Annotated in this window: 11 protein-coding genes and 1 pseudogene; 3 read left to right on the plus strand and 9 right to left on the minus strand. The window is 54.2% G+C overall.

Annotated features, from left to right (window positions below; translation table 11 throughout):
• Positions 1-96: 96 nt before the first annotated feature.
• The 8 genes and pseudogenes from EKM90_RS13315 to EKM90_RS05990 form a co-directional block, all read right to left on the minus strand.
• Positions 97-204, minus strand: a pseudogene (locus EKM90_RS13315) (KxYKxGKxW signal peptide domain-containing protein); the annotation flags it as partial.
• Positions 205-399: 195 nt separating this feature from the next.
• Positions 400-774 carry a nucleoside triphosphate pyrophosphohydrolase family protein gene (locus EKM90_RS05960; RefSeq protein ID WP_225422746.1) on the minus strand — a complete coding sequence of 125 codons (375 nt, stop codon included), beginning with the start codon at positions 772-774 and terminating at the stop codon, positions 400-402.
• A 129-nt stretch (positions 775-903) separates the two neighbouring features.
• Positions 904-1734: a class A sortase gene (locus tag EKM90_RS05965; protein ID WP_164507878.1), complete on the minus strand. Its 831-nt coding sequence runs from the start codon at positions 1732-1734 to the stop codon at positions 904-906.
• Complete coding sequence (locus EKM90_RS05970; RefSeq protein ID WP_125580672.1) at positions 1727-2581, minus strand: class C sortase; 855 nt, start codon at positions 2579-2581, stop codon at positions 1727-1729. Before EKM90_RS05970 ends, EKM90_RS05965 begins: the two co-directional genes overlap by 8 nt.
• Positions 2559-3452 carry a class C sortase gene (locus EKM90_RS05975; RefSeq protein ID WP_164507879.1) on the minus strand — a complete coding sequence of 298 codons (894 nt, stop codon included), beginning with the start codon at positions 3450-3452 and terminating at the stop codon, positions 2559-2561. Before EKM90_RS05975 ends, EKM90_RS05970 begins: the two co-directional genes overlap by 23 nt.
• Positions 3453-3515: 63 nt before the next feature.
• Positions 3516-5936 (minus strand): mucin-binding protein, encoded by a 2421-nt coding sequence (locus EKM90_RS05980; RefSeq protein WP_225422747.1) that lies wholly within the window; start codon positions 5934-5936, stop codon positions 3516-3518.
• A 113-nt stretch (positions 5937-6049) separates the two neighbouring features.
• Positions 6050-6715 carry a hypothetical protein gene (locus EKM90_RS05985; protein WP_125580678.1) on the minus strand — a complete coding sequence of 222 codons (666 nt, stop codon included), beginning with the start codon at positions 6713-6715 and terminating at the stop codon, positions 6050-6052.
• Between the two features lie 32 nt (positions 6716-6747).
• A complete protein-coding gene (locus EKM90_RS05990) occupies positions 6748-8388 on the minus strand; it encodes a SpaH/EbpB family LPXTG-anchored major pilin (protein WP_125580680.1) in 1641 nt (546 codons plus the stop codon).
• A gap of 263 nt (positions 8389-8651) precedes the next feature.
• On the opposite strand from EKM90_RS05990, the gene EKM90_RS05995 reads away from it, so the two are divergent.
• From EKM90_RS05995 to EKM90_RS06005, 3 genes are all read left to right on the plus strand, one after another.
• Positions 8652-9281, plus strand: coding sequence for a TetR/AcrR family transcriptional regulator (locus EKM90_RS05995; protein ID WP_125580682.1), 630 nt, complete (start codon positions 8652-8654; stop codon positions 9279-9281).
• 228 nt (positions 9282-9509) lie between these two features.
• A complete protein-coding gene (locus EKM90_RS06000; protein WP_125580684.1) occupies positions 9510-10160 on the plus strand; it encodes a B3/B4 domain-containing protein in 651 nt (216 codons plus the stop codon).
• Positions 10161-10217: 57 nt separating this feature from the next.
• Positions 10218-11456, plus strand: a complete 1239-nt coding sequence (locus EKM90_RS06005; protein ID WP_125580686.1) for a hypothetical protein — start codon at positions 10218-10220, stop codon at positions 11454-11456.
• A gap of 67 nt (positions 11457-11523) precedes the next feature.
• Here EKM90_RS06005 and EKM90_RS06010 read toward each other — a convergent pair whose 3' ends face one another.
• On the minus strand, positions 11524-13827 hold the full coding sequence (locus tag EKM90_RS06010) for a glycoside hydrolase family 3 N-terminal domain-containing protein (protein WP_164507880.1): 2304 nt from the start codon (positions 13825-13827) through the stop codon (positions 11524-11526).
• Position 13828: the final 1 nt, after the last annotated feature.

The following is a 13828-nucleotide window of genomic DNA, read 5'->3' on the forward strand; positions in this document are numbered from 1 at the left end:
CTGCGCAGTCGTAGTTTCAGCGGCAGGCGTTTGGCCGGTCGCCGAATCAGTGGCGTCAACTTGCGCAGTTTGTGGCGTACCCGCTGCCACATCTGCATGTACCGTTGTCGTGGAAATGGCAGCGATCCCCATCGCGCCAGAAACTATACCCATAACGAGCCAGCGTTTACCGGCCTTAAACATTTTGTAGTGCTTTTTCTCCATGTTGCTTCCTCCTCCGTATATGAAAGCGCTTGTGGTACGCTCATGAGTGTACACGCCGTTTATTATTTTTTCAAACGTTTTACGGGTTTGTACTCAATTATTTAAAAGATAAAAAAATATTTTTGTAAGCGTGATTTCAGCATCAAAAAACGCCAAATCTCTCGGGATTTGGCGTATACCAATTCAATCATTCAGCTAAGATTTTTGCCCGCGATGGCGGCTGTCGTTGATCTTCTGCTTGGCCTGCATCAACTTCAGCGGGTCCAAATTCAGCTTGGCACACATGTCGAAGGCATAAATCAGCACATCCGCCAGCTCTTCCGCCGTGTGGGCCACTTCCGTTGCGGTTGGCGCCTCACCGGTATCTTTCCAGGTGTAGATATCGAGGACCTCGGCGGCTTCGACATTCAGCCCCATGGCCAGGTCTTTCAAATCATGGCGCCAGCCGCGCTCATCGCGGTCCGCCGCTAAGGTTTCAATCATCGCCTTGATAGCCGGCGCAGTGTGCTCATCTAGCTGCAGCTGTTGGCCGTGGTGCTCTGGATCCAGTTCGTGAATTTTGCCTTTCATCGCTTTTCCTCACTTAGCTCATGTTTGATTAAGCCAATTGTACCTGATACAGCGCAATCACGCTGCCTGGCACAGGCAAAAACGCCGGACGCGGCCCAAGCTGGGTCGCAACCGACGCTAGTAGTCACGCTATTCAGCGGCCGGCGCCTGCCGCACAAACCCGACGCCACCCAGCAGCATGAGCGACACGAAGGCCAACAGCAAGCCCCAGAGCCACCCGGTGATGCGGCCGTTTAAAAACAGCAACGCAAACGCGCTGTACCAAGGTTGACGGATCAGCCACTGCGACAAACCGCTGGCAACCGCCACTTGCTGATGCACGTTGGTCGCAGCCGCTTTCGTCGTCGTGACGCGCCGTGCCACCACCACCCGGCGATATTGGGTGCCAATCGGACCTTCGCAGCGAATTAGGGTCACCCGATCCTCTTTGGTCTCCGCCAGCACCTGAATTTCCGTTTCCTTCACCACCCGATTGTCAATCACGTGATAAGTGGCGACGTGACGGCTATCCGTCAGGTAAACCGCCGCCCCAATTTTCACTCGGTTCAACGCCGTCAGCAGGACCTCCCCGCCGCCGTGAAAATTGTGCGCCGCAAAGACGTTGTTGCCTACCCCCAGCGGCCGGTCTGGAAAGTAGCGTGCCACGCCCGCCGCCAAAGTTAGATTCGTCATTTGGGCAAACACCGGCAACTTGATGCCGACACTGGGAATAAGCAGCGCCGCATAGCCGCTTTGCCGCTGCAACTGCGCCGCCTGAGTCTGGGCCTGCACATAAGTTTTGGCGCTGACCTCACTGATTTTGGCTTGACCATGGGCCGCCTGCGGTTGCGCGTTGGCTTGCATTGCCTGCACATCCAGCGCAGGCGGCGTTGCCAGATTGCGCCACACCAAGCCGCCAGCAGTTAGAATCGCCACCAACATCAGCGCCGCCGGGAGGAACCACAGCCATCGTTTACGCATGGGCAGCCTCCTGTTTGCGCTGCTGTTTGCGCGCATAGTACCAGTAGGCCAGCACCAGCGCGAGTAGCAGGAGCAAGAAGCAATACTTCCAGATATTCATGAGCGACCAGCGATCGCGGGCCTTGACTGGCGTGTGCTTCGCCGTGGCCAAGGGAATTTTGTGCGCAAACACCAGCAGGCGATGGTCATTGATGCCCTGAGGTGTGCAGGTCATCAAGATGATTTTGTTTTGGGCATCTTTGATGTTGAAGGCTTTGTAAGCATCAGGTTGCTTGGGGTCGATCACCTGCTGGCGGTCGACGGCATAAGCATACTCATGCGCAAAAGCATCCACGTAGACGACATCCCCTTTTTTCAGATAGCGAATGTTGTCAAAAAAGATGCGATTGGCCAACCCGGTGTGCGCGGTCAGCGACGCGGTGACATTTTTGCCTGGCGCCGGCAGCGAAGTGTAGGTTAGCGAGCCCACGCCTTTAGCCAACACAGCATCAGAGGTCCCGTAAAACACCGGCGTTGCTTTCAGGTGAATACTGGGAATTCGCACATAGCCAAATGCCGCCGCCGCGTCGCTTTCAATTTGCTGGTAGGTGACACTAGGAAACGGCCGCACCTGGCCTTTCTGATGCGCCAAGATATTCGCGTTGTACTGCTTGATCAGGGCATCGCGGCGTTTATCGGCGGGATATGCGCGCTTGCGATAATCCTGCGCAATTTCGAGGCGCTGATTCGACGCGATCCAGTCGTACACGAATGGCGTGAAAAACAGCATCACAGACAGCGCAATCCCCACCAGGAGCAAAATGCTGACCAGCCGAGATGGGCGTTTAGGTTTCGTTGCTGCTGCCATGGCGGGCCTCCTTTTGCTGCTTGGCGTATTGGCGGCGCTTGTGCACCAGCCACGTGTAATAAATCAGGAACAGCACCACCAGCAGCGACATCACATAGAGCCACACGTGATACAAGCTGAAGGTATCGCGCTTCACCACTGGCGTTTTTTGCGCTTCATGTAGCGAAATCCGGCGGCCGTACACCAACAAGCGATGCGAGTTGATGAACAGCGGCGTGCAGGTCAACAGCACCGACACATCGCGACCTGGCTGGATTTTCACGGCGTTCAGCGCATTTTTAGCCTGCGGATCGACCACTTTAGTCGTGGTGACGCGGTAGGCTTTGCGGGAGCCATCGAAGGTGGTGAGGTAATACACGTCACCTTTTTTCAGGTAGCGAATATTATCAAAAATCACCCGGTTGGCTAATCCGGAGTGGCCGGTGACCACCGCCAGCGTGTTCGCTCCACCATAGGGCAAGCTGGTGCCAGGCATGGTACCAGCACCTTGCGCCAGGACTTGCTCGCTGTCGCCATAGCGAATGATGGTATTTTTGATGCCGACACTAGGCACACTGACGTAACCAATCACGGCCGGCGCCTTCACCTGAGCGTAGGTGCGAATCGGCGACGGTAGCGGCTGCTTCGTCTGCCGGGCGTAGAGATTGGCATTGTAGCCTTGCACCCGGCGCACCAGCGCCGACGTCGGCGTTTTGGCCACGGCGCGGTCAAACTGCCCCGCCTGCAGCGTGGCTTGGTGCTGAATGTAGCTCGTGTAAACTGAAGGGCCGAGCAGCAGCACTAACCCAACGATAAAAATCAGCCCAAACACGAGGTTGAACCAAAAGCGGGACCAGGTTTTTGGTGCGAATAATCGCCAGTGTTTAGCCATCTGCGGCCCTCCTTTCGACAACGAAATGACCCTTACCGGAGTAAAGGTCATTGTCGCTTGTGCTTAATGATGCAGTTTCTGTCGGCATAATAACCCCGCTGCGCCGAGCGCCAAAAAGGCAGCGGCGAGCAGGCCGGTCCACAAGTTAGCGCGGGCGCCAGCCTGCGGGTAAGTGATTTTCATGCTGTAACTGATTTCAGTGGTCGCCGTGCCATCTAGCGCGCCATTAGTATGGGTCGCCCCAGCTACCCCGCCGTTGTCGTCGGCTTGGAAGTTGGCCAGCACCGTTTTCAGCGACTGGCCGACTTGCGCCTGGGCCACCGTGCCGCCCACCGCGCTGGTGAGGTTAGCCGCGGTCACGGTGCTGCCGGGACTGATGACATAGCCAGCGACGATTTTGGCCGTGACGTCCTGAATGGTAGCCTTGGCAGTCCAAGCACCCAAGGCAATCACGTCATCGCCACTATACGTGACAGTGCGCTCGAAGGCAATGGTCTGGGTCGCTTCAGCGCCAAGCGCAACGGCGGCTTGATCATCCGCGGCCAGCGCCGCATCATCGACTGCTACCTTTACCGTTAAGTTCTTGTGGGTCATGGCGTAGTACGGGTCATTGAGGTCGTCAGGGACAATGGGTCCAACCTGCGCCGGCGTGTAGTTCACCGTGCGGGTAATCGCCAAATCGCCGCCCTGACTCAGCCAGTCAGCCAGCTGGTTCTCCGCTGTCAGTACTTGGTTAGGCTCCATCGCTGTTTCCGGCTTCTCGCCCACCTTGAGTTTCGTCACCTCACCGCGGTACTGGTCAGGCAAGTAGGCGTCGATTTGGGCCTGGGTCAGCGCTGCTACCGTCGGATTGGCCTTGGTGATGGTTTTGTGCGCATTCGCTTCGGCTTCACTCGTGGTCCAATCGGAATACTCGTAAGTGCCATCGAGGTGGGCCGTCACGTAGCGATACAACTTGACCGTCGCCAGCGCTGGTGTCTGCTGGAAAGCCGCGCCATCTTTGAGGTAGTTCACCGCCTCAGTGGCTGTGGCCGTTAAGGGGAGACTATCCGGATTGTCAACCGGGGTGTAAATAGGTACTTTTTTCAGTTCAACAATCCAGGTACCAGGACTACTTTGGAAAGTATAGTTGCTAGCATCTTCGGTATTGTCTGAAACGACTTCGTAACCAGTGAATTTGCTGGCGTTTTGGGCCATAAAGGTCGCGGTATCGACAAAGTTCAGCGGGTCATCCACATTACCGACGATGTCTTGCATGGCAATAACAGTCTTAGTGTCAACGTCTCGATAGCGGACCGTCGCGGTCATTTTGTCGGATAAGCGCTCGACGTACTCCAGATGAACAACGCCGCCAGTGGGCAGGCTGGTAACTGGCTTCGACATGTAGACCATACTGGAATCATATAGGTCTAAATTGGTCTTAAGCCCTTCCCCAACCAATGCAGTACCCTTGGTCTGGCCAGAAGTCTCGACTAACCCTGTATTTGCCCCGATATAGCCGGAGCGTGGTGTTTTAGTTGCGTACACCTCGGTCTTGGTAGGATCAACTGGGTCGCTGTACATAATCAAGCCGTTTGGTTGAAGCGTGAGTGCCTGATCTTCATCAAGTTTTTGTTTATCCCTTGTATCGGCAAGCAGTCCCGTAATATACGCGCCATCATACCCATCCGCAGTGACCTGCAATCGATCCAAGCTTGGCATCGTCCCCGTACCATATTGGGCCGCGTTGAAGACCGCGATATTCATCACAGTACCTACGCGGATATTACTACGCGTCGCGCCTAAATTTTTGTAGAAGACGTTATGACTGATGGACCCCGTTATCGGATCAATTGTGGCAACGTCAGCAGCTTGCCAATCAGCGACTGTGATGACCTTCGCGAGTCGATGGCCGGATTGGTCTTGGTAAACCTTTACTTTATCGACCAAGTCATTGAATGTAGCCCCATTTGCCATGGTGGGTTCCAATCTTGTATAAGGAGCTGAGGCGATGCTGGTACCTTGATCCCGGGTTATTACCGATTGGGCGGCAGCCTCGTCCATCATGATAAAGTTGGAATCAACCCCAGTACCACTTGCATAGGCGTATTCTTTCCCGCTAATTTGAACCGTCCCGTTAACCAACGGTGCATAGAGTAAAGAGAGCTGATCCGTCTGGTTGAACTTGCCCCCCGCCCAGCTGGCACGATTGGACATCCCTGTAAGTGACGTATCCGCTCCGGTAATCGCGGTGGTATACGCTGCCGGATCTAAGGCATTCCCTGAGCGGAGGTTGACACTTTGCCAGGTCGGCTCCCCAAACAACAGATTCAAATCCGCCACTGTCGCAATCTCATCATCCGTCAGCTCTTCAATATCGGTGAAACCGGCTTTGGTTGGCGGCGAGCCAGCGGCGATGACTGGGGCCAGCGGCGAGCCAACCAAGGCCACACACAGCGCCAGAATCGCCGCCGTTAACCACGGTCGTTTGCGCCTTTTTTTCATTAATTTTAGTTGCTTCATTTTGCCTACTCTCCATTCGACCACATCAGCCGCAGCCAATGCTTGTGTAGCACAATAGCCCTCACGCTAGGTGAGAGCTACTGCGATTCGGCATGCTAGCCGCGCCGAGCGCGAGCGAGCCGGCTAATGATCAGCAGGTAACTCCCACTTGCCAGAAGTAATACCGCAAGCAGCAACACCGGTGCTTGAACGTGCATGGCGCCCCCGGTGTGGGCGATTTTCTTGCCCACCGGCGTGCCCGCCGTCGTTAGGGTGTTACCTAGCGTCTTGGCCGGTTTTTGCGAGCCGCTGAAATCCAGATTCGATTTCGGGGCCACCGTGATCACTTGATCACTGCGCTGGACGGTGAAGGCCACCGGTGCGGCAGGATGCTTGATCACAGTGCTGGCCTGTTCAACGACGAGGTAACTAGCTCCAACCACCAACGCGGCCGTCGCGCGGCCGGCGTTATCGGTAACCAGCTCAGCACTAAAAGTGGCTAGGCCAGTTGCTGCCCGGTAGGTTTTGGCATCGTCTGGATCAATGGCACCTTGGCCACTGGCGACGATGCGCGTCACCCAATAATGGGCGCCGGCGAGCGGTGCTGTTTGCTGCGTATTGCTGGTTGATTGTACGCTGATGCGTTTATCAATGACCAGCTGCGGACCACTGGCGGCGAGTACCGGCGTTGCTCTAAACCAGCCGCCGAGCATGATGGTCAAAAACAGTAACCATCCACAGGCAACGCTAAGCAACGCGCTATTTCGTTTGTGCTGGATCATGAGAACACCACCTTTCCGCTGATGGTGAACCATTAGTCGTTCGCTTCACGCCGCTTGCGCAGGATCATGTAGGAGCCACTACCCAGCAGCGTAACTGAAGCAACGGCCAAAATCAGGATGCGGCCTTGCGCACCGGTCAGCGGCAGGTTTGGAATGGCGTTATCTGGGTCAGTCACGGTGACATCAGATTCGGTATCTTGCGTAGCCGTCACCTTGTGCAGCTTGCCATCAACGTCATAACCAACTGGCGCATCAGTTTCAATCAGGAAGTATTCTTTTTCGTGGCTCGTAGGATCAACCAGAAGACCGGTGAATTCCGCCTTCCCGTCTTCGCCGGTGGTCGCAACGAGATCGTCACCGTTAATGTCAGTTACCCAATCACCGCGGCTGCCATCATCGTTAACTTCGGCGAGTTTAAAGGTGGCATTCTTCAACGGGTTGTTTGCTTCGGTCACCTTGGTCACATCCACGTTACCCATGTAGACCGTTGGTTGGTTAGGGTCGTCTGGATCTGGATCGGTTGGAATGGTAGGGTCCTTCGGGTCGGTTGGGTCAACTGGGTCCTTTGGATCTGGCACCGTGGTTTCATGCCCTGGTTCATCAGTGGTGGTCCCAGTGTAGTAGGTATCAAATGTGTTTAAAATCTGCGCATCGTTGGTCTTGTTAACGATGGTTTCAATTTTGGCAACAATTTGAGACCCGTCAGCGGCTTCACCTAATTTAATTAACCCCGCATCTGTCAATGCGAGCTGCAGCACTGTGTAATTGCCTTTGGTGACGCTAGTGTCGATGGTGAAGTCGGTATCTTTTTCCAGCGCAATCGAGCTTGCGTTACCATCTTTGTCTGTGGTTTCAATGGCCATCGTGATTGTTTCTTCATTCAGCGTCAACGACTTGGTGTCGATTGGATCAGAGAACACGAACTGCTTAGCGTACTTACCATCAGCGGATTTGGCATCGGCTGGCCGGTTAGCCGTCAGATCCCAGATGACCTTGTCGCCAGCCTTCACTGAAGTGCTCTTTTCACCACCGGCAAACGTCTTGTTAGGATTCGTTGACAGGCTCGTTTCATCGACTTCGTTCTTTGGATAAACGTCAACGGTGTACTTCAGTGTTGCACTGCCAGTGCCTTGATTAACGGTCATTGGCAAGTGAACGATGAATGGTGTGGCTTTGGTCTTAACGGCCGGGTTATCTAATTCTTTGACCAGATAGTAGCCATCAGCGTCGGTATTTGCGCCTGCAATAAACTTAGCGTTCCCATCAGCATCCGTCGTCAAAGTGTCAACTAAAGTCCCGCCTGTGTAGTCGTCCTTTTCCGCATCTGTCTTCTCTGCAAAAGCCTTAGCATCGGTAGAATTGCCAAGTTTGTAGATTTCGAACTGCACACCGGCCATTGGCTTAAGATCAGCAACACTAGCAGCGTCAGCGTCAGTCCCGGTAGCAGTGGCTCCGGTGCCCATAGTGTTGTTTTCGGCCTTGTACTTGTGCAAATTCAGCACACGTTCGGTGGTATCATCCGAAACTGTGTCAGCGTTGACGACTGCCACCCGTGATTGGGCATCCCCCAGTTGAACGATGCTAGCAACGGTGCCAGAAGCGGTCAAGGCGCCCAGCGCCAGTCCGCAGACCCCAATCATGCGAATTAATTTACCTTGTTTGCTCTTGTTCATCATTAGTCCTCCAAAGTGAGATTCGGAGATCAGGCTAATGCTCACAAGTAACCTACACGAATGCATGTGATGTTCATCACCGTCAGTTGCTCACTCCCCCAAGAGTCCGGTGGGTTTGAATAAAACGTCACATGCTTAACTTGTTATCATTCTATAATCAATTAACCCAAAATTGAGGGTCATTAATCGGTGGTTGTTACATATGGGTCATTTGATGTAAAATTAACCCATAAATATTTATTTTAATTGATTATCAGTTTTTTATGTATTTTACCCGCAATGGTTGGGATAAAAAGGAGGCGTTTACGCTGACTAGTACAAACCGTGATAAACCGGACTTGCGCGTACGCAAAACGCGGCGCGCCATCATACAGGCGCTGTTCTCCCTACTTAATAAAAAATCATTTGAGACAATTTCTGTACTCGATTTAGTAGCTCTTGCCGAAATCGGTCCCACCACGTTCTACCGGCATTACCAGGATAAATACGACCTCGCCCAAGCCGCCATTGATGACTGGCTGGCGCGCCTCAATCCGCTTTTAATTCATCGGCTGGCCAGCCAAGGTCTGCCCAAGGCGATTCAACATCAACCTGAAGTCGATCGCGGCCTGATTACCGAACTAGCGCTGCTGCGAAAAATTAATACCCCTGAAGTGAGTTTTAAAGCCAGCACCCTTGAGCAATTGGCCGCCCAGCTGCAAGCTGAACTCAAAGCCCGCCAGGTGTCCTTACGCTACCCGGGGCCAATCGCTCATCATTTTGCGGCGTTTATTTATAGTTTTCTCATGGTGGTGGCGGATGAAGGGCCTGATTATGACGAGCGCTTGATTGAAAACCAATTCGATGAATTCAAACGGGTGTTTAATATTCTGAACAACCCCGATTGCGTCTAACTATTGACTGTAATCAAGTGCAGCAGCGCACTTATCGGTCGGCTTGTTCAAAATGCACAAGCCGTGCCGCCAACTCCATACCACTGCCAGCCGAAAAGCCGCGCCTTCATCTGCGAAGGCGTGGCTTTTGATTTTTTGCCCCGCCACTTAGGTTCCACGTGAAACAACCACATGGCACTGCTTGCGGTATAATAGAAACCACAAATTTGTCTTCGCGGAGGTTACATCTTGGAGTTTTCCCTCAATCCCTTGATCGACGGCGGTCTCGTCGTCACAGAAATCACATTCAAAAATGCTGCGCACAGCGACCAGCTTTGGGCTGAACGCCTCAACCCACTCATTGACCACATCGCCGCCACAGATACGTTAGCCACGTTAAATGCCAACCCGGCCATTCAAGCCACCAAAGCTGGCTACAAACATGTCGGTAAAGACCCGAGCCGCTACCGCCCAGCCAGCGACAGCTTGTGGCGCCGCGTCATTAAAGGCAAAGGCCTGTATCAGGTCAATAACCTAGTTGACCTCAATAATGACCTGTCGTTGCGCCTGCATTTACCGCTGGGGAGCTACGATCTCGACCAGCTGCATCCGCCGTTAAGCTACACGGTAGCGCCCGCTGGAGCAACCTACCCTGGCATCGGCAAAGCGGCCATCGACCTGACCAACAGCCTGGTTTTAGCGGATCAAATTGGCTTCTTCGGCAGCCCCACCGCGGATTCCACGCGGGCGATGATTACGCCTGCCACCACGCATGCTTTAGTGGTGGTATACGCATTCGGCCCCTATGATGCGGCCAAGGTGCAAAGCATGGTCAAAACGGCTTGCCTGACTTATCTCACCGACTGCACCGTGCTTCAGCAGCAGGTCGTCACCGCATAATCGCATTTTACCAACACAAGCGTATCATGAGGCAATATTCCTCAGGAGGTGAACCACTTGGCTTTTTATCTCGTTACTGGCATTTTGCTCATTGCCTTAGCAGCGGTGCTTATCTTGCAATGGCGCCTCAAGCGCCAGATTGTGAATGCCCAGCTGGAAACGCACAAGATGATGTTTCCAAGCCAAATCCGCAGCGCCCGCAAAACCTATGTCCGCGGCCTGCAGCGCCAAGCGCGCGGCGTGCGGGCGTGGCGCGGCGTCGCCATTGTTTTAAGCGTGCTGGCCGCCATTGGCTTGTTCATCGCCTTGAGCATCCACTACCAAGCAGCGCTGCCCATGACCGGCCTCGATGCGCTGACCCAATTGATGGCCTGGTTCATCGCCGGCGTGCAAAACTTCTTTCTGGTGCCGGCAATGCTGCTGGCGCTGGTTGCCATCGGCCTAGGGTTCTACCTAGCACACTGGCAGTACCACGCGTTGAAAACCGCCGATGATAACAGCCAAGGCGGGCCGCAGGACTTGTACTGGACGCCGCCTGCCTTGCTGAAACGCCAGTATCAGCTCAAACAGATCCTGCTCGGCCTGCTCGCCGCGTTGAGCGTATTTCTGCTGGTCAGCGGCGTGGCCGACTGGATTCCCACGCCGGCTGGCAATCTCGCCAAGGTCAAGGAAAGTACCACCATTAAACGCACCATCATTCCGGCCGAAAATAGCAGCACTGATGGTAGTAGCGCAACCAGTAGCGAACCCACCAGCAGCTCCAGTAGCGTTGCAGGGCAAAGCACCACAACCGAATATCCGATTGATGAGATGAAAAAAGCCGCGCTTGCCCCCGCCAGTGCCTTAACGGGCCTGACCGAGGCCGACCACGCCGCCTTGTTGTTCATGGAATATTGGACCCTTAATGGCTTAGACACCGCCACCATCGCCAAGTATACCCAGGACAAAAACGTTTCTTACGCCTACCACACCGTCACTGGCGCGAATGGCAACCTGATCGTCTTCTCGCAAACCTACACGATCAACGGTGAAAAGACCCAGACCTACATGTTTTATGGCTGGTTGAATGGCGAAGAAAGTCGGCTGTACAACATGTATGAAGCCAAAACCGCCATCACTTCACTGGCGCAGCAGTATGGCATTACCGTCAGCGGCAATACCGTTAAACCGAAGAACGTGGCAATCCGCGACAGCGTGATGAACCTGAGGCAGCTAGTATCAGCATTTACCAGCTATCACGACTACCAAACCGTGAAAAAAGGCCTCCAGCACGGCGCCGCTATTCCACTGCAGTAAGGGCTCATAGCCGTACAAAATAGCGCCCGCCATCATTGATGGTGAGCGCTATTTGGATATCTATTGTTTATTGAATCGTGAATTCAGCTTGTTGACCGTTAACCGTCACAGTCACGGGCCCGACAAACAGCCGCGGTTGATAATCAAAATCAGTCTGCTGAAAAGCGGTTGCCTCAAGCGAAAATGTCACTTGTCGCTGTTCATGGGCGGCCAAGGTGACCCGTTTGAAGTCCACCAAGTGACTGGCGCGAGGCACCACGTTATTCGTCAGGCCGTTGGTCGCCACCAGCAGCACGGCGGTGGCGGCAGTGGCATTCGGGTTGTGCACCAGTGCTGTCGCTTCAAGCTTGGCCCCGCCTTGTAGTGCATCCTCGGTAACAGCGGTTTGATCAAGCACAACTTGTTCAACCACCGGTGCTTCGCCATAGCTGAGCCCGGTGCCCAAGGCCAATAGTGGCGCCTTAGCTTCGTCATAGTAATCAGGGGCCGGATTGCGCCGCTGATTGTGATACACCGGTAGCTGCCCAGCTGATCGCGGATAGCTGATATTCAAATGCCCGGATGGGGCCACCTGCCCGCTAATCAGCGCCGCCAAGGCATCCCCGCCGCGCTGGCCAGGGTACCAAGCTAACAGGACCGCTGCACTCTTTGCCAGCACTTGTTCTAGCTCGTGCGGCCGGCCTTCTACCATGATGGTGATGATTGGCTTACCAGTTTTGGCCAGTGCCTCAAGTAAGGCCGGTTGCTCGCCGCCTAGCGCCAAGGAGGCCAGGTCGACGTTTTCACCACTATCCATGTTGATGCCTTTGGAGCTGACGGCGCCGTTTTTACCAAACCGCATGCCGAAGTTACGGGTGCTAGAACCGCCCAAGGTCAAAATCACGACATCACTGGCCTGTGCCAACGCCACCGCTTCATTCAGGAGTTGCGGCTGCTGATTGTGATCACGGATAGCGCAGCCTTTAGCGTAGCGCACGTCACTATTGGTAAACTGCGCCTTGATAGCCTGATAAATCGTTCGATGCTGACCAGCTGTTTGCGGTGCAGTGTAGTCGCCAAGCAGATCATACCGGTTATCAGCACTGGGGCCGATCACTGCGATTTTAGCGGCAGTTTTAAGCGGCAAAATGCCGGTGTTTTTGACCATGGTGATGCTTTCCTCGGCCAATTCGAGATTCACGCTTTGGGCGTGGGTTTCATCGTACGCCGCCGGGGTTTTGAACGGATCATCAAAGACGCCAAGCAAGAATTTAATCGCCAAAATCTTGAAGGCCGCTTGATCAACCAAAGAATCTGGCACGAGGCCAGCCTTCACATACTCGACCAAATGAGGATATAGCTCATCCCACAGGCTTTCCTCAACGCCAGCAGTTAAGGCCTGCCGGGCTGCCAAGCCGGGCTGGGTGTAATTGGTAGCCAGGCGGTCTAAGGCGTTACCATCGGCCATAATCAGCCCTTGGAAACCATTTTGCTTGCGCAACACATCGGTCAACAGCCAAGGATTGCCATGACACGGCACCCCATCAATATCGTTATACGCAGCCATCACGCCCACCGCATTGCGCGCGGCGTGGAGCAACGGACCATAGATGTCGAGCAGTTCACGCCGGCCAATGATGCTAGAGCCGGAGTTATGGCCGCCTAAGGTGTCGCCTTGACCAATCACATGCTTCAACACGACGCCCATTTGCGCCGTGGTATGCTTAGCCACTGGTTGATCTAGGAAATCTTCACCGGCGTGAATCAAATCGCCTTGAAACCCTTTGACGATGGCTTCGGTGTATTTCGCCGCAATCACACCATCTTCACTAAGGCATTCTTCGGTACGGCCCCAACGCGGATCACGCGCCAGGTCCATCGTGGAAACCAGGGCAATGTGCACGCCTTTAGCTGCCATTTCGCGGCGAATCTGCGTCGCCATTTGTTCCATCAAAGCAGGGTCATAGCTATTGCCCTTCCCGATGTTAATTGGATAAGACACACTGCCCAGCGCCTGATGGCCATGCGGCGCCTCTTCCACAAACAAAGCTGGAATACCGAAGCGATTAGCCGCCATAATCTGTTTTTGAATGCGATACGCGGTGTCGCGGCTTAAGGCGCTGGGAATGCCGGTTTCGTTAGTCACCTGCGACCACGGATCGGCCCGAAACACGCCGTACAGACAGCCGATACCTGGCGTCTTGGCTAAGTAATCAGTGAGATAAGGCGTTAACGCCACGCTATCACCATCGCGCTGGTAGCATTTCCAGCCGTAAAGATCCTGACGCAACTGGGCGACTTTTTCCTCAATCGTCATCCGACTCAGCAAATCGTTGACGCGGATGCGAATCGGCAAGGCGCGATCGCGGAATTTTTCTTTAGCTTTGCTCACT

This window comes from Lacticaseibacillus suibinensis (genome assembly GCF_003946175.1).
Classification (GTDB): domain Bacteria; phylum Bacillota; class Bacilli; order Lactobacillales; family Lactobacillaceae; genus Lacticaseibacillus; species Lacticaseibacillus suibinensis.